Annotated in this window: 17 protein-coding genes and 2 pseudogenes; 5 read left to right on the top strand and 14 right to left on the bottom strand. The window is 37.6% G+C overall.

Features of this window, described 5'->3' with window-relative positions; all coding sequences use genetic code 11:
• Positions 1-695 precede the first annotated feature (695 nt).
• Positions 696-2,843, top strand: coding sequence for a tyrosine-type recombinase/integrase (locus CYP54_RS09100; protein WP_103605000.1), 2,148 nt, complete (start codon positions 696-698; stop codon positions 2,841-2,843).
• 454 nt (positions 2,844-3,297) lie between these two features.
• Here the strand turns inward: CYP54_RS09100 and CYP54_RS09090 are convergent, their stop codons facing one another.
• From CYP54_RS09090 to CYP54_RS09045, 9 genes and pseudogenes are all read right to left on the bottom strand, one after another.
• On the bottom strand, positions 3,298-3,810 hold the full coding sequence (locus CYP54_RS09090; RefSeq protein WP_034965947.1) for a hypothetical protein: 513 nt from the start codon (positions 3,808-3,810) through the stop codon (positions 3,298-3,300).
• A 119-nt stretch (positions 3,811-3,929) separates the two neighbouring features.
• Positions 3,930-5,039, bottom strand: a complete 1,110-nt coding sequence (locus CYP54_RS09085) for an ABC transporter substrate-binding protein (RefSeq protein WP_103559558.1) — start codon at positions 5,037-5,039, stop codon at positions 3,930-3,932.
• Between the two features lie 17 nt (positions 5,040-5,056).
• Positions 5,057-6,004 carry an aldo/keto reductase gene (locus tag CYP54_RS09080; protein WP_021086681.1) on the bottom strand — a complete coding sequence of 316 codons (948 nt, stop codon included), beginning with the start codon at positions 6,002-6,004 and terminating at the stop codon, positions 5,057-5,059.
• Positions 6,005-6,027: 23 nt separating this feature from the next.
• Entirely contained in the window at positions 6,028-6,813 is a 786-nt protein-coding gene (locus CYP54_RS09075; RefSeq protein WP_009295486.1) for an ABC transporter ATP-binding protein, read from the bottom strand.
• A complete protein-coding gene (locus CYP54_RS09070; RefSeq protein WP_103604999.1) occupies positions 6,810-7,829 on the bottom strand; it encodes a FecCD family ABC transporter permease in 1,020 nt (339 codons plus the stop codon). The genes CYP54_RS09075 and CYP54_RS09070 overlap by 4 nt, the downstream gene beginning before the upstream one ends.
• Before the next feature lie 52 nt (positions 7,830-7,881).
• Positions 7,882-8,184 (bottom strand): transposase, encoded by a 303-nt coding sequence (locus CYP54_RS09995; RefSeq protein WP_051282770.1) that lies wholly within the window; start codon positions 8,182-8,184, stop codon positions 7,882-7,884.
• A 49-nt stretch (positions 8,185-8,233) separates the two neighbouring features.
• On the bottom strand, positions 8,234-8,536 hold the full coding sequence (locus tag CYP54_RS09060) for a hypothetical protein (protein ID WP_021086679.1): 303 nt from the start codon (positions 8,534-8,536) through the stop codon (positions 8,234-8,236).
• A 97-nt stretch (positions 8,537-8,633) separates the two neighbouring features.
• Positions 8,634-9,531: pseudogene (gene ttdA / locus CYP54_RS09050) on the bottom strand (L(+)-tartrate dehydratase subunit alpha).
• Entirely contained in the window at positions 9,524-9,997 is a 474-nt protein-coding gene (locus tag CYP54_RS09045; protein WP_021085657.1) for a ribosomal maturation YjgA family protein, read from the bottom strand. Before CYP54_RS09045 ends, ttdA begins: the two are co-directional and overlap by 8 nt.
• Positions 9,998-10,240: 243 nt before the next feature.
• Here CYP54_RS09045 and CYP54_RS09040 point away from each other — a divergent pair, with 243 nt between their 5' ends.
• Genes CYP54_RS09040 through CYP54_RS09025 form a run of 4 tightly spaced genes read left to right on the top strand, consistent with a single transcriptional unit; the run spans position 10,241 to position 13,021 of the window.
• Entirely contained in the window at positions 10,241-11,299 is a 1,059-nt protein-coding gene (locus CYP54_RS09040; protein ID WP_021085706.1) for a GNAT family N-acetyltransferase, read from the top strand.
• Positions 11,277-11,648 (top strand): ASCH domain-containing protein, encoded by a 372-nt coding sequence (locus tag CYP54_RS09035; protein WP_035142766.1) that lies wholly within the window; start codon positions 11,277-11,279, stop codon positions 11,646-11,648. Before CYP54_RS09040 ends, CYP54_RS09035 begins: the two co-directional genes overlap by 23 nt.
• Positions 11,649-11,654: 6 nt before the next feature.
• On the top strand, positions 11,655-12,533 hold the full coding sequence (locus CYP54_RS09030; protein WP_021085723.1) for a hypothetical protein: 879 nt from the start codon (positions 11,655-11,657) through the stop codon (positions 12,531-12,533).
• Positions 12,534-12,547: 14 nt separating this feature from the next.
• Positions 12,548-13,021 carry a hypothetical protein gene (locus CYP54_RS09025; RefSeq protein ID WP_051282733.1) on the top strand — a complete coding sequence of 158 codons (474 nt, stop codon included), beginning with the start codon at positions 12,548-12,550 and terminating at the stop codon, positions 13,019-13,021.
• 412 nt (positions 13,022-13,433) lie between these two features.
• Here the strand turns inward: CYP54_RS09025 and larB are convergent, their stop codons facing one another.
• The 5 genes and pseudogenes from larB to CYP54_RS09000 all read right to left on the bottom strand — a co-directional run.
• On the bottom strand, positions 13,434-14,180 hold the full coding sequence (gene larB, locus CYP54_RS09020; protein ID WP_021085655.1) for a nickel pincer cofactor biosynthesis protein LarB: 747 nt from the start codon (positions 14,178-14,180) through the stop codon (positions 13,434-13,436).
• Positions 14,167-14,946, bottom strand: a complete 780-nt coding sequence (gene larE, locus CYP54_RS09015; protein ID WP_021085705.1) for an ATP-dependent sacrificial sulfur transferase LarE — start codon at positions 14,944-14,946, stop codon at positions 14,167-14,169. Before larE ends, larB begins: the two co-directional genes overlap by 14 nt.
• A complete protein-coding gene (gene larC, locus CYP54_RS09010; RefSeq protein WP_021085667.1) occupies positions 14,918-16,336 on the bottom strand; it encodes a nickel pincer cofactor biosynthesis protein LarC in 1,419 nt (472 codons plus the stop codon). Before larC ends, larE begins: the two co-directional genes overlap by 29 nt.
• Positions 16,337-16,389: 53 nt before the next feature.
• Positions 16,390-17,280: pseudogene (locus CYP54_RS09005) on the bottom strand (lactate racemase domain-containing protein); the annotation flags it as partial.
• A 156-nt stretch (positions 17,281-17,436) separates the two neighbouring features.
• Positions 17,437-17,929 (bottom strand): DUF1722 domain-containing protein (locus CYP54_RS09000; RefSeq protein WP_141108525.1); only part of this gene is annotated, 493 nt, incomplete at its 5' end.

Here is a 17,929-nt window from a genome sequence, read left to right as displayed (position 1 = left end):
CCTTATGGTTGCCATCCATAAATTTAAATTTTTATTAAAATAGCCTATCTTATATGGCCATTTTAATAAAGAAAATATTTTTTAAGCGTGGGTCAAGGGAGCGACAAGCTCTCCTTGCGAGCCTCTATGGAGCTGCAAATGATAACATTTTGTGGCTACATAGAGTATGCTCGCCCTATTAATAAACAGGAAGGTATGGATATGAAAGCTAAGAGTATTTTCTTCAAAACATAACATATAAACCAACCACTTAAATATAATATATTTGATATTACTTATCATAAATAAGTCAATCTTGTTTTAAACTAACCAAAATAATATTTACAGATATTTTTGACTCCAGTATAGCACCCAAATAAAAAGAGATAAAGATTGAATTTATATATGTAGTTTAAAGTAATTTCATAGAATCTTTTTTATAAAATAAAACAATTCTAAAAAACTGTACCACTTTTTTAAAAAGTGTACCATACTTTTAGGAAATTTTAAAGAAAGGGAAACTGCAAAAAGGGCAGTTAAAGTATCGATAAGTAGGACATCTATGGTGTCACGGGGGAGACTTGAACTCCCGACCTCCGGCTTATGAGGGTTTAAAAATAAACCTTGTGTAAGCACCAAAAAGACGGCACATAGTCAGTTTCACACTAAGTATCTGCTACATTTTGCTACAAAGTTATATTGCATAGGTAACAAAGATGCAATATCTAGTCAAACGAAATGGCATATACTACTTTAGAGTAGCTATCCCACTATATCTGAGGTCTTATTTTGGCAATAAAACTGAATACATAACCTCCTTCCTCACAAAACGCTTTGATACAGCAAAAAATCGTGCTAAGATCTACTCTATAATTTTTAACGCGATCAAAAAGGCATGGAAGATGAATTTGAGCAGCGAACTTATAGAGCACTTGGTGCTTATGCTTTTAAAAGCCAAGGAGGCCAAAAGTATCAAAGAGCATGATATGCTTGGCAGATATATAAATTTAGATGGACTACTATCACTAAATTTGTTTTTAAAACAGAGTTTAAAAGAAGATAGCTTGCCCAGTGTCATATCAAAAGAGGTTGATGATATCTGCAAAAAGCTATCTTGTACTGACTCTCACACTAAAAAGCTTCTTGGCAAAAGAGTGCTTGAGGCAACGATAGATAACATAAATCACATATCATATAAGATGTGCAAAAACCAAAAGCTACTAAATGATAAGCAACAAGCATTTGTGCCACTTGGCAAAAAGCATAAGAGCGAAAATTTAGATGATGGTACCAAAGACGAGATAGCAAAATGCGTTAAAGATAGTAACTTGCATAGCTATCAAGACGACATAGAGACTTTAAAAAGGCAGGATTTGGTGCTGCCTTTTACTAAAAAGTCCTTAAAGCACTCTGTTAGTGAGCTAAGAGATGCCATAAATGAGCTAGCCAAGCAAAAAGGTGCACTCACTCAAAACGATATCTTAAGAATATTTGGTTGTGAGTTATCACCAGATGGAGACAACGAGCTAAGTGATGATCTAAAATTTGGGTATGGAAATTTAAATGATCCTACCTTTGGCGGTCAGGTAAAGCTATATAAGGCAGATAAATATGAAGATAAGGGCATAGTTTTAAGTGACATTGAGGCTAAAAACCTTGCGATAGATGATACAAGTGATGCTAGTGGCACGACTTTTAATGAAGCTATAAATTTCTTTCAAAAGCTCTTCTCAAATAGAGCTAGAAGCTTTAAATCACAGCTAGTCTCATCTACTAAAAGCGAGAGCAAAGCTGGCATGGTCACGCTAAAGAGTGCTTTTGAAAACTATGTATCAAACACGAGTATTTCAAACGACTGGAGTGATAGCACATTTGGTCTTGTTAGACATGTAGGACGGCTAATGTCTATGAAATTTGGTGATGAGCTAGATATCAAAAAGATAAAAAGAGATGACTTACTAAATTTTAGAAATATCTTGCTACAACTACCAACCAAGCTCTCTCAAAATAGTCTTTATAAAGATAAGAGCTTAGATGAGATCGTAGCTTTAGCAAAGGATAGACCAAAAATTTCTAAATCAACTATCAAGAAGTATATTGTTAGAGTTAGTGAGTTTTTTAAATACTGCTACGATAGCGACTATATAGATAAGAACCCAGCTATAGATCTACAAATAAATTTAAACCAAGATGACGTTACAAATAAAAATCCTTATGAAGATAGTGATGTAAATGCACTTTTGGATATTGTTAGTAAGATTAGATCAAGTGGTGATACTAAAAGCCAAAGGATTAGCAAAGATGAGCTATTTTTCATTACTCATATAGCAGCTTACTCTGGCATGAGACTAAATGAGATAATCCAGTTAAACACAGATGACATAGTCGAAAAATATAGCATAGTATGCTTTAGTTTAAATACAAAAATAGATGTAAAAACAGGCAAGAGCAAGACTTTAAAGACTAGAAACTCTGTAAGGATAGTTCCTATCCATTCTAAGTTAAGTAGCATTGGGCTGTTTGAATTTATAGAGAGTAAAAAGAAGCTAGCTAGGGAATGTGGCAAAGCAGTTAGGCTATTTAATTGTGATAATAAAGACTTCTCTGAATATTTTAGAAAGAAGATCAATACTCAAGTTATAAAAGATGGTGATAAAACAAGGACGTTTCACTCATTTAGACACACTTTCATAAACAAGCTCATCCAAAGTGGCCAAAGAGCTGAACATATAGCTGCTCTGGTAGGACACGAACAACAATACAAGATCACTATGAATACTTATGGCGAACCAATAACTCCTAAAATTCTAAAGGATCTAGTTGAAGAGATAAATTTTTATCAAGGAGGGGAAGGGTGGGTGTAGTAAACTATTTAAAATGATGGCATTGTTAGAATAAATAGTAAAGGTTGATTTATAATTTAAGGTTATTTAAGATTCTAAAATTATGCTTAATTTTATAGCTTTTTAATATTTTGCTATATGTTATTTTATTTATCTTAAACGGATCAATAAACAACGAAAAGCATAAGCTGAACCAGCTTGCATCTATATTCTATATATGGTATTTGCTATCAAAAAGCCATCTTGTATTTCATTTGGGCGAGGATACTTTTTGTCCGACAAGTCAGACAAAAATACCTCGTTAGGGATAGTCCCTAAAACCCCATATTTATTATACAGCCTAAAAAATTACTGTATTTTGTTCCATAAGAACCAAACACTAATAACTCAAACGCATCTTTATTTTCAAAAAAATACCCTCTTTACTGGCTTGTCCAGTAAAGAGGGCACATATCAAAACCCTTCTCTTTTTCTTTTATAGAACTTTTGCGTTATATACTTCTTCGGGCTTAGCGGCCAATAGTCTTGCTGCCATATCTTTTTTCATCTGAATCAAAGTAGTCTCTTCTTCTTCACTTCTATCTTCTTTTCTTGATAATTCAATAAATTCTTTTAGTACAAAACCTGGCTTTATGGTTATAACGACTGTTTTATCTCTATACTTGAATTTAAAATAATATCTTCCATGGGGACTTTCTAAGACTTCTTCAGCTTCTTTTAAATTAATATCAACGGAAATTCTACCACCTGTTACGCATCTTGTTACCATTTCAAAAGCATCTAGCCCTCCCGGTCCCGGAAATGCTGTAATAAGATATATCTCTCTTCTTTCTAATAATTTCCCATCATCTAAAAGTGGAAAGGCTCTACTCATGACTTGAAATGCATGAGCTACTCCCCCGGGATAACCTACACCATGATAGTTTAGTAAATCATCAAAGCTATATTCTAATTCATGTCCTTTTTCTAATACTTTTATTTTATCCATGTTTCTTCCTTTCTTGTTAAAACTACTTCCTCAATATTGTAGCAACTTCATCATCTGATAATTTGTAATCATATTTCTAATACTTTTATTTATCCATGTTTCTTCCTTTCTTATTAAAACTACTTCCTCAATATTGTAGCAACTTCATCATCTGATAATTTGTAATCATATACATATTCAAAGAAATTCTTTAACTCTACTTCCATGTCCATATCTGAAAACAATTGTGGATACTGTATTTTTGCAGCCCATTTAACTGTAAGCGGAGTTTCAACCCCAGGAGGATCCCACCTATAAACACCTATAGGAATTTTGTATACTTGTTTGTTAGCTACAGCTTTAATTGTTGACCAGTCTCTACCTTCCTGCTTATTTTCAATAAAGTCTTCCGGCATTAAGTCTGAATGATTTCCTAAATAAATGATATCAGGGTTCCATACAATCATCTGCTCCATGTCCACTTCAGCCAATTTACCCTTAAGCTCGTGGGCCGGATTATGGGCTCCACTTGGTTTCATCCAATGGTCGTATGTTTTTACAGCTATTTTCATGTCACTATAAAACTCTATAACTTTTGGTTTATCTTCATCTTTTATTTCAGCTAACTTTGATGTTACTTCATTAATTCCTTTGTCCATATATTCAACTAATAAGTCGCCACGTTCTTTCTTTTGAAGTACTTCAGATATCATTTTTATATTTTCTTTTATACTGTCAAATTCTGCCCTCTTTAAAGCTACTACCTTAAGTCCTGCAGCTTCCATTTTTTCAATTTCTTTCTCAATATTCGAATAAATAAACACTACATCCGGTTTTAGCTTCAATAACTCTTCCACGTTAACAACTGAGTCTTTTGAACACCATTTAGTATTCGCATTAGCTAGTTGTGGATACATGTTTTTTAAAACACTTTCTTCAAAAGCTTTAATAGAAGATGGGTTGCATCCTACAATTTTATCTGTCTTTCCATCAATTGCATATATTATAGACGGAAGAGGCTTGTCCACCGTTGCAATTCTTTCCGGTGTTTTTTCAAATTTAATCGTTTTTCCTCTAACATCAGTAACCGAGTATTCGCTTTCTTTTACCTCTTTAACTTCTCGCACTTGACTAGCTTCTTTTTCCTTGTTTTCACTGATTTCATTTTTATTACTTTGAGAGCTGCCGTCACAAGCATTTAAAATTAATGCTAGTACTAAAAATAATAATAAACTAATCCTTCTTTTCATTTTTCCTCCTTTGAAAATTATACACTTAGTGGATAAACTCCAAACAAATCTGCAACTTCTTCTCTTAATATATGAGGTCTTTGTCTAAGAGCTTTGCCAACTTCTATCTTTCTTTCTAAATCAACTTGATTAATTCTTTCTTTTAATTTTCCTTCTTGTTCACTCCTTTCTTTAGCAGAGTAAGGTTCTTGATATAGGGTTTTAATAGCTTCATTAATTTCATCTTTTGAATTAAAGGTTCCCAGTACAGAATCTATAAAAGGAAAGGACAGAATATATGCATATGCCGCTTGAACCAAAGTTTGGTCTTCTTTTATACGAATAGCGTTAAATATATCTTCATAAAGCAACAAGTCTCCTGTTGCCAGCGGATTCATAGCTATTGTCCCTATATCTTTTTCATGAGTCTTCATTATTCCTTTTAATCTGTATTTGGAATTAATTATATTAAAGCCCTGTAAACTATAATCAAATTTATACTCCCCAATCATCTCAATTAGTTCTTTATTTTGTAAGTGTGAAGAAAAAGTAATATGCTTAATAAGTCCTTCTTCTCTTGCTTTTTCCATCTCTCTTATAGCTCCATAGTTTTTAGCTCCTCTCCATTCTTCAAAAGATTTTACACCCCAAAGACAAGTAAAGGAGTCAATACAACTTATTCCTAAATTCTTCAAAGAATTTTCAAGATTTTTTCGAAATGTTTTAGAATCTCCGGCATGTGTCTTTGACATAATATAAAATGGTTTTTTATGCTTCTTCATTTCTTTTATGGCTGCACCTAATATAAGTTCTGAACAATTGTTTCCATAAGTATCGCCGGTTTCAAAGAAATTTATTCCTTGTTTATATGCATAGAAGAAATTTTCTGCATGTTTATCTATATCTTGGGGATTCTTTAAGTGATGACTTCCCATAGATATTCTTGAAATTTGTATGCCTGTAGATCCTAATTTTCTATATTCCATTCATTAACCTCCTTCTAACAGTTCTATATGGCTTTATAAGGTGCAACTGTTTTGTATTCAACTTCTTCTGCTTGAAAAATTAAAATTTTAGCTTTGATCTGAAAATACTTTTGTAAGTTATCTTCAGTAATGGCTTTCGAACTTTCATCAAAGGTTGTTTTGTAGTCACTACCGATAAACAAAGTTTTGTCAGATATCTGCAATGCATGACTAGGAAAATGAGTGTTTATTATGCAAGCAGATTTTTTATTTACATTTATATGTTTAATTGCCTCTATGATTCTAATTTGATTCTTCATATCCAGGTTTGACTCCGGTTCATCTAAAATAAGAAGTTTTGGATTAGAAACAAGAGCTCTCGCAATCATAACCATTTGAAGCTCTCCTCCGGATAGCTCATCACAGTATCTATTTGATAGCTTTTCAACTCCTAATTCTTTTAAAGTTTCATAAGCTTTATCATAATCTTCCTTCGTAGGGATATGGAAAAAACTGTTTTCCTTGTCTAAACCCATCACAACCATTTCTAAAACCCCATAACTAAACACACTTTTCTTAACTTGAGGAACATAACTTAAGTTTTCCCATAATTCTTTTTCTGCATATTCATTTATATCTTTGCCGAACAATAAGGCTTTTCCCGTGTCCCATTTTAAAAATCCCATAAGACACCTTAAGAAAGTAGTTTTACCCACCCCATTGGGTCCAAGAATGGACATTACTTCTTCTTCTTTTAAATCAAATGAAATATCTTTTAAAATTTTTCTCTTGTCATATGAAAAAGTACCTTTTTTAACTTGGAGTATCATCTTCTTTCTCCCGAATTCTTTCTAAGTATAGTTATGAATAATGGCGCACCTATAAATGCTGTTAATATTGAAATGGGAATTTCATTGCTTGTAGCTGCTCTTGAAAGGGTATCTATCAGTAATAAATAAATTGCTCCCATAACACAACAAGTTGGAATAAGGTACCTATTATCATTTCCGATAACCATTCTCGCCAAATGGGGAATTATTAAACCTATCCATCCTATAATTCCACATACAGAAACTGTAGTTGCAGTTATCAATGTTGAGAGTAAGATAACCACAATACGTAATTTTTTTACATTAATTCCTAAAGACCTAGCCTCATCAGAATCTAGAGATAAAAGATTCAATTTCCACCTTAATAGAAAGAAGCCGAAAATACAAGGTATTATTATTGAACAAATAACAAGATCTCTATAGGATACACTTGCTAAACTTCCCAGCAACCACATAGTGATAGTTGGAAGCTTATCTTCCGGATCTGCTATATATTTAATAAATGATATTGAAGCATCAAATAGTGACTTTACAATTACTCCGGATAAAACTAACACATACAAATCTGTTCGTTTTTTTACTCTGGATAGGTTTAAAACTATATAAACTGCTAAAAGCCCCAGAAGCAAAGAAACATGCTGAGTCACTATCATGTCTAGGGATAATAATATAGATAAAGCCGCCCCAAAACCTGCTCCTGAAGACACCCCTAGTAAGTCCGGGCTAACTAAAGGGTTTGAAAAAACAGTTTGATATGCTGCTCCTGCCAGTGATAGCCCTGCACCTACTAAAACTCCCATAAGTATTCTAGGTAGTCTTATGTCAATTACTACACTAGTTTCATGTACATCTAAGCCGCTAACATCTCCGGTTATTGTTTTGTATATAATCATAAATGCTTTATAGGGGCTAACCTGATATCTTCCTAAACAAATACAAGTTAGTATTAAAAGCAATAGCAATACAAAGAGAACCAATATGCATAATTTTTTATTCTTAAAGAAACCTTTCCCCATTTATCCACTCTTTCTAATTAATAGTAAAAATCTTTTATATAGTCTCCTATCCTCAATATAAAGAAGTTAACAAAATTTTTTTAGATATTTGCTCTAAATTAGGACTTAAGGATAAGTCATAAGAGATTATTTCATTTGTATACATATCAAGTATTGGTGAAATGTTGCATTTACCCCATGAAAAGTTAAATTGAGATACATCAGTACTCCATTTTTGTAACGGCTTATCAGCTTTAAAATTTCTGTCTATTATATTATCAGCAATCTTGCCTACTTTACCTTTGTATGAATGATATTTTTTCTTTACACTATTAAGAATCCTATTATGAGTTACTTCATAATCTCCGTTTGCCATGATTTACCCTCCTTTCTTTAAATGTAACTTGGTTGTATTATAGCACTTGTTATATTTGAAAGTCAAGATATTGATACGCATATTCATCTTTAAAATGGTCATCATCATACTCTTCATATACATAATCATAATTTAACCTAAAATGCACATTACCAATGTACGCATCTACCATTGTTGTGTTAGCAGTCGGTTTTTTAGTGTAGGCTTCGATAGTTAGGCTTGCTGGCAAAAAAGATTCTTGGTAAGTAAATTCACTTTTGGCAATAACACATTTTTCATTTAGGTATGAACTACAAAATTCTAAAAACTTAGCTCCTAATTCATCTGCTAGCTCTCTTTGTGTGCTAGCCAAATCTACAAACTGATGTGCCCCGTGAGGTAGATCACGTCGCCGATTTTGATATTTGAAAGATCCTCGGCGCTTATAGGCGTGGTTAAAATTTTCTTACTCATAGCGCAAACTCTTTGTGCGATTTTACGGCAAAGCTTAGCTCTGCGTCCCAGACGATGTGACCTTTGCGGTGCGACCAACAGCCCACATTTACAGCAACGGCTATGACGCTTGGGTAGCGGGCGCAGTTTTCGATATGCACGCCCATCACGGAGCTTGCGCCGCTCATGCCTTGTGGGCCGAGGCCGATTTTATTGATGCCCTCTTCGAGCAGCTTTTCGGTTAGCGCGGCGCGCTCGTTTGGATTATGCGAGCCAAGAGGTCTCATCAGCGCTTTTTTAGATAGCAAGGACGCCACATCGATCGAGGTGCCTACGCCTACGCCAACTAACAGCGGCGGACAGGCGTTTATGCCGTAGCTAGTCATTATGTCCATGACGAATTTCACGACTCCCTCATAGCCCATGCCGGGCATCAGCACGGTCGCCTTGCCGGGCAGGCTACAGCCGCCGCCCGCCATATAGGTGTGGATCTCGCACTCGCCGCTATCTGGCACTATCTCCCAAAATACGCTCGGCGTGCCCTTGCCGACATTTTTGCCGGTATTGTACTCATCAAAGGTCTCGACGCTGTTGTGGCGCAGCGGAGCCTCGCGCGTCGCTCTCAGTACGGCCTCTCGCAGCAGCTCCTCAAGCTCGCCGATGAGTGGGAAATTCGCGCCACAGCGCACGAAAAACTAGATCACGCCCGTATCCTGACAGGACGGACGGTCTAGCTTTAGCAAGGCGCTGGTTTTCAAACATCGTTTTGTAGATCTCCTTTGCCAGCGGCTGCGTCTCGCGCTCGGCGAGCTCGATTAGCTTCGCCGTCACGTCATCAGGCAGCACTTTGCCCGTGTAGCCGACGAATTTCGCCATGATCTCGGTCATCTTTTGCACGGCTTTTTCTTTATCCATCGCTTCTCCTTTGCTGGTTTTTACTTTCAAATTTTTCATAAACGCCCGCTAGGACGCAGCCAACCGCGTAGCAGAGCAGGTCGGTAAAATCAAACGTTCCGCCGATCATTATTTTTAAAATTTTATTTTCTATGCCCAAAATTTGCACTGCGCCAAAATACTGCGCGAGCTCCAAGGCCGCCGCAAAGGCAAAAATTTTAAGCGCTAAATTTGATGGCGTCACACTAAATATAGCTCTCACAAACGCATAAAGCAAGATGACGGCCAAAACGTCGCCCGCGTAGTGTCGCACAAAGCCGCCCTTTACGCAGATCGCTATGTAAATTTCGACCGCCAAAATCAGTACCGCCGCGGCTAAAAACGCTAGTCTCGTTCTCACACTTTGCTTTGTTTGCAGCTTTTGCTCGTGCCTTACTGCGTCCTTCGGCTCGTTTGGTTTTTGCTCTCTTAAATTTTTCTCTCGCAACGCTTTCCTTTTAAATTTAGCCTTCAAATTTAGCTGTAAAAACCACGTTTCAAATCAAAGTGGGCTAAAACATCACATTTTTCACTTTGATTTGAAACGTAAATTTTTTTAATCTTTTTATTATCGTTTTAAATTCAAAAAATACTTTTAAAGATCCTTGCCGATATTGCAACGATGGCTTTAAAAGAATAAAATTAGATAATCTTTGATACAATTGCTTGGAAAATTTCAAGAGGTGTTAAAATGTCAAATATCCAAGAGAAATATATACGTGAAATTAACACATCTGATTCCTTTTTCGACTCTTTAAGGCAAGACTATAAAGGTTTTGATACATGGATAGCGAAAAAAGCGGACGCTGGCGAAAAAGCATATATACTCTTTGATGATACCAAGATAGTGGCTTTTTTGTATCTAAAAATAGAAAGCCCAATAGATAATACGGATATAAGTCCGGCACTTGACACAAATGTGACATGGCTAAAGATAGGAACTCTTAAAATAGATGCGCATGGGACAAAGCTTGGAGAGCGTATTATAAAGAAGATTTTTGATTTTGCCGTAGCAAACAATATTTATAATATCTATGTAACGTCTTTTGAAAAACAAGCACCTTTAATAAAATTATTAAAAAGATATGGGTTTGTCCAGCATAGCAAAAAAATCAATGAGCTAGTATTAACAAAAAATATACCGACTCATGTGCAGGCGCTAAAAAATGATATACTGCTGGACTATCCGGCTATTAATGCGACAAGCGACAAATATCTTTTAAGTATATACCCAAAATATCATACTGGTATGTTCTCGGACTCTATGCTAAACACAGAAAGCTATGACATACTAAAAGACATGTCTGAATCAAATAGTATTCATAAGGTGTATATAACGGAAATGAAAGGTGTCGAGCAACTCAAGAGAGGCGACTGCTTACTCATTTATAGAACAAAAGATAAAAATGCCCAAAGCGCGAACTACTCATCCGTCATAACCTCCTTGTGTGTTGTAGAAGAATATAAAGATTTATCCAGTTTTAGTGACTTGTATGATTTCATCAAGTACTGCAAGCCTCATAATATATTTACTGATGATGAATTAGAGAATATATTTATCAAAAAAAATTACACAAAAATAATAAAAATGGCATACAATATATCATTTAAAAGACGTGTTATTTTAAAGAAGATTAGAGAAATTATAGGTCACGAAGAAGCCTACTGGGGTTTTGTGAAGCTTACAGATGAGGCTTTTTTTGCAATTTTAAAAGAAGGTTTAGTAAATGACAGCATTATTATCCATTAAGCCGGAATTCGCTGAGGCTATTTTTGATGGTACGAAAAAATTTGAGTTTAGAAAGGTAAAATTTAAAAAAAACGTTAATAAGATTAAAGTATATGCCACAAAGCCAGTTGGAAAAATTATAGGAGAATTTATAGTTGATAATATTTTGGAGGCAAGCCCAGAAGAGCTATGGGATAAAACGAGTATGGATGCCGGTATAGATAAAGAAAGATATCTAAAATACTTTAATGGCAAGAGTACCGGTTTTGCCATTAAGATTAAATCCGCAAATAAATATAAAGAGGCAATTTGTCCTTATTTGCAATACCCAAATTTTGTGGCACCACAATCGTTTATGTATATTGGATAAAAAACTATGAATAAAAAAAACTCAATCGCATGGCCTATAGCAATTTGTGCAGATTCTGATATTGCAGACAAAATAGAAGTTATACTTCACATCAACCTGTTTTTGCCAAACAATAACGAAAACTCATATATTGAAATTGGGGTATTGGTATCCAGGAAAGAATACAATAACATTAGTAGAAACTTTAACATAAATATCACACTCCCTTTTAAAATATACAAAACTGATTTTATAGACATCAAGGATCGCTTGTGTGATGGTAAAACCATAAACATGATATTTAACGAAGAAACACATCTGGATAAAAATAAATCAAGTTTTAGATTAAAAGAGTATGACCTTGGTAATATTGAGCTCTGTAATACCACCATCAACAATGATACAAGTATTACAATGAGCGTAAAGGAACAACAAAAAAATAGTTATTTCAGATTTAGAGTTACAAATATTAAGGATAAAATATCTGACACAATGCTCTCAGATACTATGACTAACCCTTTTATTAAAGCTATGAAAATCACCGGCATATCTATAAATTTGGATAGACGCTTTACAAAACAAATAGATAATAAAATAAAATTTAAGGAAATTAATACATTTATTATACTAGATTCTACTACGGAACTACTAGAAAAAAATAAGTCAATAAAAAGTTTTAGGGTTTTGGAGGATGATTTGTGGCGTGAATATATAGGTTATGATACCGATTTAAATATGACGGTCTATCAGTTTAAGGAGAGTAATCTTAGTGGTGGGTGCATAGAATCGTATCAACTCTTTTTAAAAAGCCTTCATCATAAAAGTTCAAAATTTGAAAAATACAAATTCCTGTTATTCGTGGTGTTCGTAGCTATAGTGTCTAATTTTATTTATGACCTCTTATAAAGTGTTTTTTTTAAATGATATTCTATGACCCCTCAATTGTCTTAACATCAAATCACATTTTGCCTATAAAGGCAGATATACAGAATAAATATGTATTATATAACTATATCAAAGAGGCAAAAAAATACTATCCAGAATTTGATGCTTGGTATTTTCTTAACGTGATACCATCTTTAAAAAATGGAACAAAAAAAATAATAACTTCTTGTAACGAAAATGATTTAAGAGGCTTGGCTATTCTAAAATACAGTGAGCAAAAGATATGTCACTTATCTACCATGCCCCCTTACAAGAATAAAGGATACGGAATAAAACTTTTTAAACAAAGCTTTATGGAATTAGAAACAGAAAAACCATTTCTCACGGTGTCGGAAGAAAAATTAGTAGAGTTTAAGCGCATATTTGAATATTTTAGATTCGAACTTACTGATGTTATAGATGGCTACTATAGAAAAGGTAAGAAAGAATATTTTTATAATCAGATATAATCCTACCCCTCAAACTCCAGATCAATCATATAGTTTGTAGTGTTTAGATTATGCGATACGCTTTTAATACTAAATTTTACATTTTCAAGTCTGGTTACGCCGGTTATTTTTAGTTTTACGCCGGCCCTTAGCTCTCTACCAGTGGCGGTAAGCTAGCCGTTCATTCCGCCGCGTTGTAGTTCGTTTAGCTTGGCTTCGCCCTTTTTAAGGCTTCATTGTCTGATTTTGGCTCGGGGATATTTAGCTTATAGGTTTGCTCTCCGCCGCCAATCTTCGCTTGTTTATCTTTACTGTCTTTGCTATCGTGCCACTGCGCTATTACGGCTTGGTAGCTGTTGCGGTTTGCTTCTGTGATCGATAGGCTCTCGCACTCGAATTTAGTCCGTTTATTAGTCCGAGCACGGGCGTAAATTCAGAGATGATTTATCAGGTTCGCGTTATACGCGGCGCCGAATCCGTTGTCGATATTTACGACGCTGACGCCGTTTGCGCAGCTGTTTAGCATCGCTAGCAGAGCCGCCAGCCCGCCGAAACTCGCTCCGTATCCCACGCTGGTGGGTACCGCGATCACCGGCACGCTCACGAGGCCCGCGAGCACGCTAGCTAGCGCGCCTTCCATGCCCGCCACCGCGATCACGACCTTTGCCCCGCGTATTTGCTCTAGATTTGCGATCAGCCTGTGCAGCCCAGCCACGCCCGCATCGCTAAATTTACGCGTGTCGTTGCCTAGAAATCTCGCCGTTTCGTACGCTTCCTCCACTACCGCGCCGTCGGCGGTGCCTGCGGAAACTATCGCGATGTAGCTTTGCGTGAGCGCGGGCTCTTTAAATTTGACGCTGATGACGCGGCCGCGAGCGTTAAACTCCACCTGCGGTAAGATTTCGCGCAGCCGCTCAAAAACCCGCTCGTTCGTGCGCGTGATTAGGATATTTTGCCCTCTCGCGCCGATCGCTTCTGCGATACGCAAAATTTCATCATCGGTCTTGCCCTCGCCGTAGATCACCTCGCCCGCGCCGTTTCGCAGGGCGCGCTGAGTGTCGATTTTGGCGCAGCCCACGTCGCTAAAAGGAAAATACCGTAAAAACTCTATCGCTTCGCGCTCGCTTTTTTCGCCCGATTTTACGGTACGGATGAAATTTAAAGCCTCATCTTTCGTCATTTAAAATCTCCCCGCGAAGCCCCTTTAAATCAAGCAAAATATCATACTCGCCAAGCGCGGCGATCTCGCGTACGACGGCGCTAAAATCTCCCGCGCAAAAGCGTCTAGTCTCGCTCGCACCCATTTGCAGCTTAAAGGCTTTGCCGTCAAATCGCGCGCGAACGTTTAAAAATCCGTGCGAGATTAGCAGATTTTCGGCTCGCTCCACGAGCGAAATTTCCTCCGCGGAAAACTCCCTATCGTGCGGTAAACGCGTCAGAAGGCACGCGTAGCTGGGCTTATCCGCGGTCGGCAGTCCAAGCTCGCGGCTAAGCTCTCTAATCTCTGATTTTTTGAGGCCTTTAAGCGGCGAAAGCACGCCAAGCTCGTCTTTTGCTTTAAGCCCCGGGCGGTATTCGCCAAGGTCGTCTAAGTTCGTACCGTCGGCGACATTTGTAAAGCCTAGATGTTTTGCCAGCTCGATTAACCGTGTAAAAACCGCCTTTTTACAGACGTAGCAGCGATCTTGCGGATTATTTTTTACCGCTTCGGGCGCTTCTAGCTCTAAAATTTCGTGCCTGATGCCGTAAGTACGGGTAAATTCCATCGCCTCTTTTATCTCGCGCCCCGACATATAGGGCGATTTTAGCGTGATAGCTACCGCGCGCCGGCCTAGCGTATCGGCGGCAACGCGCAACAGTAGCGAGCTATCCACGCCACCGCTAAACGCTACGGCTAAATTTTCCAGCTTTTTTATATCATTTTTTAGAATTTCTAGTTTCGTCATATTTTTTTAAAGTCTCGTTTCTAACCTCGCGGATCGTCGTTTGAAATCTCTGCGCGGCTTTTTTGCAGTCCTCGAATTCGGGCTTGATTTTTAAAATTTCGGGGTAATCTCGGGCTAAATTTTCGTCCGTTAAATTTTGTTCGGCGTTAAAACCGCAAACTCGGCCGCGCGAAATTTTAAGCCTTATTTTGCCGTATTTAGTCTCTACCTCGCAAAACTCGCGCGCAAGCTCCGTTTTCCTCACGACGCACTCTCTAACTCCGATCGCCGTCGTATGCGCGAAAATTAGCCCCTTTATCCGCGCGGCGTCCTGCTTGCGGCACAGCGCGTTTAGCTCAAAGCCCGCGCGCCCCTTTTTCATAAAAATAGACCTGCTAAATACGTCCAGCGCGCCGCTATCTCGCAAAATATCGCACGCAAAGGCAAAGCTCTCGGCGTCCATGTCGTCGATATTAGTGGAGATTAAAATCCGCTCGCAAAGCTCGCCATAGCCGATCTGCACGCTCAAATTTGGCTCATCTCTCAAGCCTAAATCCTCGCTCGTTTCGCAAAGTATCACGCGAAGCGCGTTGGCAAAATCTGCGACGTCTTTATCGCCAGCGCCGTAGCCCGTGCTTAAAATTTTAAAATTTCGCGGCGACTCGCGGCGGTCTTGCTCCCTTAAATTTAGTGCGCAGGCCTTTAAAATAGCCGCTCCTGTGGGCGTAGTCATCTCGAAATTCGCTCGCCCTAGGCTTACTTGCGCGCCTTTTAAAATTTCGCAAACCGCAGGCGCCGGTACGGTCAGCCTGCCGTGAGCGCAGTGCGCAAAACCGCCGCCAAGCTCGATAGGCGAAGCAAAAATTTGCGGCGCACCCAAGGCCTCCAAGCAAATAGCCGCACCCACTACGTCCGCGATGCTGTCCGCGGCGCCCACTTCGTGGAAATGTACTTGCTCTGCGCTAGTGCCGTGGATTTTGGCCTCGGCCTGCGCGATAACGCTAAAAATTTCGCTTGCCGTTTTTTTTACGAAAGCGCTTAGGCTAGAACCCTCGATAAGCTCTAAAATTTGCGTGAAATTTCGCGGACGCGGATGGTTTTGGGCGGGCTTATCCGCTCTAAATTCGGCGCCGTGAATTTTGCCGTTTAAATTTTGACGCGGGCTAAATTTAGCGCCTAAGAGGCCAAGCGGAATTTGGCTCGGATTTGCCGCGCAAACGACGTCTATTTTGGTTGCAGAGATACCGCATTTTAGCACTTTGCGCTTGCGTAGGTAAAATTCGCTAGCTAAATTTAGCTTAGCAAGCTCGGCGCAAAGATAGCTAAAATCCGCGCCCAGATCCACCAGCGCGCCTAAATTCATATCGCCGCTAATACCGCAACTAGCATCATAGTATAAAATTTTAGCCATACTTAAACCTTAGGCACAGTCATAGAGCCAAACGGCAAGATGACTATTTTTGCGTCCGCACCCTTTTGCGCCTGATAAAGATCGACATCCATAGGATAAGGCGCTACCGAGATCACGATGTCGGCTTTTTGTGGGATATTTACGCAAAAGACCTCATCAGCCTTTTTCACGCAGTCATAAAAACTATCGTTTAGATCGCCAGCACTTGCGTAATAGACACCATGCTCGCTATCAAGCACTGTCTGTATAGAAAAGACATCGATGTTTGAAAGAACCTTCATCGCATCGATCATATCTTCATGCACAGGGTTGCCCTCAAGGCGCAGAGCCTGAGCGTCAGGACTAAGGGCTAGTTTGTGGTTTTGCGTGATGCTCTCGTATGAGGCAGTACCTGGCAAAAACGCCTTTCTACCGCCAGTGTAGCCTGCAAAATAGTGAGGCTCTACCGAACCTATGACGATCACTTTTTTGGCTTCAGCCACGATCTTGTTTAGATACATCTGAGTGCCGTTTTTGCTCTCGCCTAAAAAGACCATTTCATCATGCTTTGAGTCGTGGTCATGAACCTCGTTTTTAGCTCTAATTTCAGGGTAAATTTCTTTAGAAAATATCATATTGTATTCATCTAGTGTCCCCTCTCTGTGGCAGCCGGTGGCGATGATGAAAATTTTATTTTTATCGCGAAGTTTTGGATAAATTTGCTTTAAAATTTTAGCAGTTGGCGTAGGCCTTGTGCCGTCATTTACGATGATAACGATCTTTTCATCGCCAGCGATAAACTCATCAAAGCTTTTTTGGTTTATTGGATTTGCCAGAGCCTTTGCGATGAGTGCCGTTTCGTCGAATTTAGCCACGGGGTTGGGGTTAAAAACTCCCAGTAAATTTTTTTCCGGAACGCTTAGGTCGATGATATCATCTTTGCCGTAGCGAATAGGAATTTGCACGTTTGCTCCTTAAGTATAATTATTAATTTTTTATCTTAGGATTATATATAAATTTTTCTTTTAAATGTATGTAAAAAGGGTATTCAATTTTTAAATTTATAGAGCGGATAAAATTTATTATGGTTCTTTGTCAATAGTGGGGGTGTAAAAACACCTCTATCTATTGCAAAGACGTAAATATATCAATTTTCTAAATCTTTCATAGTTTCTTAGTCCATAAGATACTCTTTTTATTACTTTCATTTTGTTGTTATTTCCTTCTACAAACCCATTGTTTATTTCATATTCTACTATATTTATTATCTCTTTTTTCCAACTTGTTATTGTATCTGCTAGTTTTATACTTTGCTTTATATTAAATACTCTCAATTTTTCAATTAATTGCTCTATTCTCCTTCTCATTGTCTTTACTGTCTTGCTCTCAAACATCTTGTAAAATTCTTTTATTATTCTATACATCTTTTTCAATGTCTTATCTACTTTTAATATCTCTTTTAATATTTCTTTTTGTCTTTGACTAAACTGACTTATTGGGCTTTTACTTAGTATTTTCCAATATTTTTTTAACTTCTTATACTTTTCATTGTCTTTGTTAAATAATTCTACTCTTAAATCTCTTAATGCCCATATCCCTTGTCTTATTACATGA

The sequence above is a fragment of the Campylobacter concisus genome (assembly GCF_002914005.1).
Classification (GTDB): domain Bacteria; phylum Campylobacterota; class Campylobacteria; order Campylobacterales; family Campylobacteraceae; genus Campylobacter_A; species Campylobacter_A concisus_N.
The sequence above is the reverse complement of the archived record's forward strand: the minus strand, read 5'-3'. Positions and strand labels throughout refer to the sequence as shown.

Excerpts from the sequence above, each read along its gene's own strand:
- CYP54_RS09100 (WP_103605000.1), top strand. The coding sequence starts at position 696 with ATGCAATATCTAGTCAAACGAAATGGCATATACTACTTTAGAGTAGCT.
- CYP54_RS09090 (WP_034965947.1), bottom strand. The coding sequence starts at position 3,810 with ATGGATAAAATAAAAGTATTAGAAAAAGGACATGAATTAGAATATAGC.
- CYP54_RS09085 (WP_103559558.1), bottom strand. The coding sequence starts at position 5,039 with ATGAAAAGAAGGATTAGTTTATTATTATTTTTAGTACTAGCATTAATT.
- CYP54_RS09080 (WP_021086681.1), bottom strand. The coding sequence starts at position 6,004 with ATGGAATATAGAAAATTAGGATCTACAGGCATACAAATTTCAAGAATA.
- CYP54_RS09075 (WP_009295486.1), bottom strand. The coding sequence starts at position 6,813 with ATGATACTCCAAGTTAAAAAAGGTACTTTTTCATATGACAAGAGAAAA.
- CYP54_RS09070 (WP_103604999.1), bottom strand. The coding sequence starts at position 7,829 with ATGGGGAAAGGTTTCTTTAAGAATAAAAAATTATGCATATTGGTTCTC.
- CYP54_RS09995 (WP_051282770.1), bottom strand. The coding sequence starts at position 8,184 with ATGGCAAACGGAGATTATGAAGTAACTCATAATAGGATTCTTAATAGT.
- CYP54_RS09040 (WP_021085706.1), top strand. The coding sequence starts at position 10,241 with ATGTCAAATATCCAAGAGAAATATATACGTGAAATTAACACATCTGAT.
- CYP54_RS09035 (WP_035142766.1), top strand. The coding sequence starts at position 11,277 with ATGACAGCATTATTATCCATTAAGCCGGAATTCGCTGAGGCTATTTTT.
- CYP54_RS09030 (WP_021085723.1), top strand. The coding sequence starts at position 11,655 with ATGAATAAAAAAAACTCAATCGCATGGCCTATAGCAATTTGTGCAGAT.
- CYP54_RS09025 (WP_051282733.1), top strand. The coding sequence starts at position 12,548 with ATGATATTCTATGACCCCTCAATTGTCTTAACATCAAATCACATTTTG.
- larB (WP_021085655.1), bottom strand. The coding sequence starts at position 14,180 with ATGACGAAAGATGAGGCTTTAAATTTCATCCGTACCGTAAAATCGGGC.
- larE (WP_021085705.1), bottom strand. The coding sequence starts at position 14,946 with ATGACGAAACTAGAAATTCTAAAAAATGATATAAAAAAGCTGGAAAAT.
- larC (WP_021085667.1), bottom strand. The coding sequence starts at position 16,336 with ATGGCTAAAATTTTATACTATGATGCTAGTTGCGGTATTAGCGGCGAT.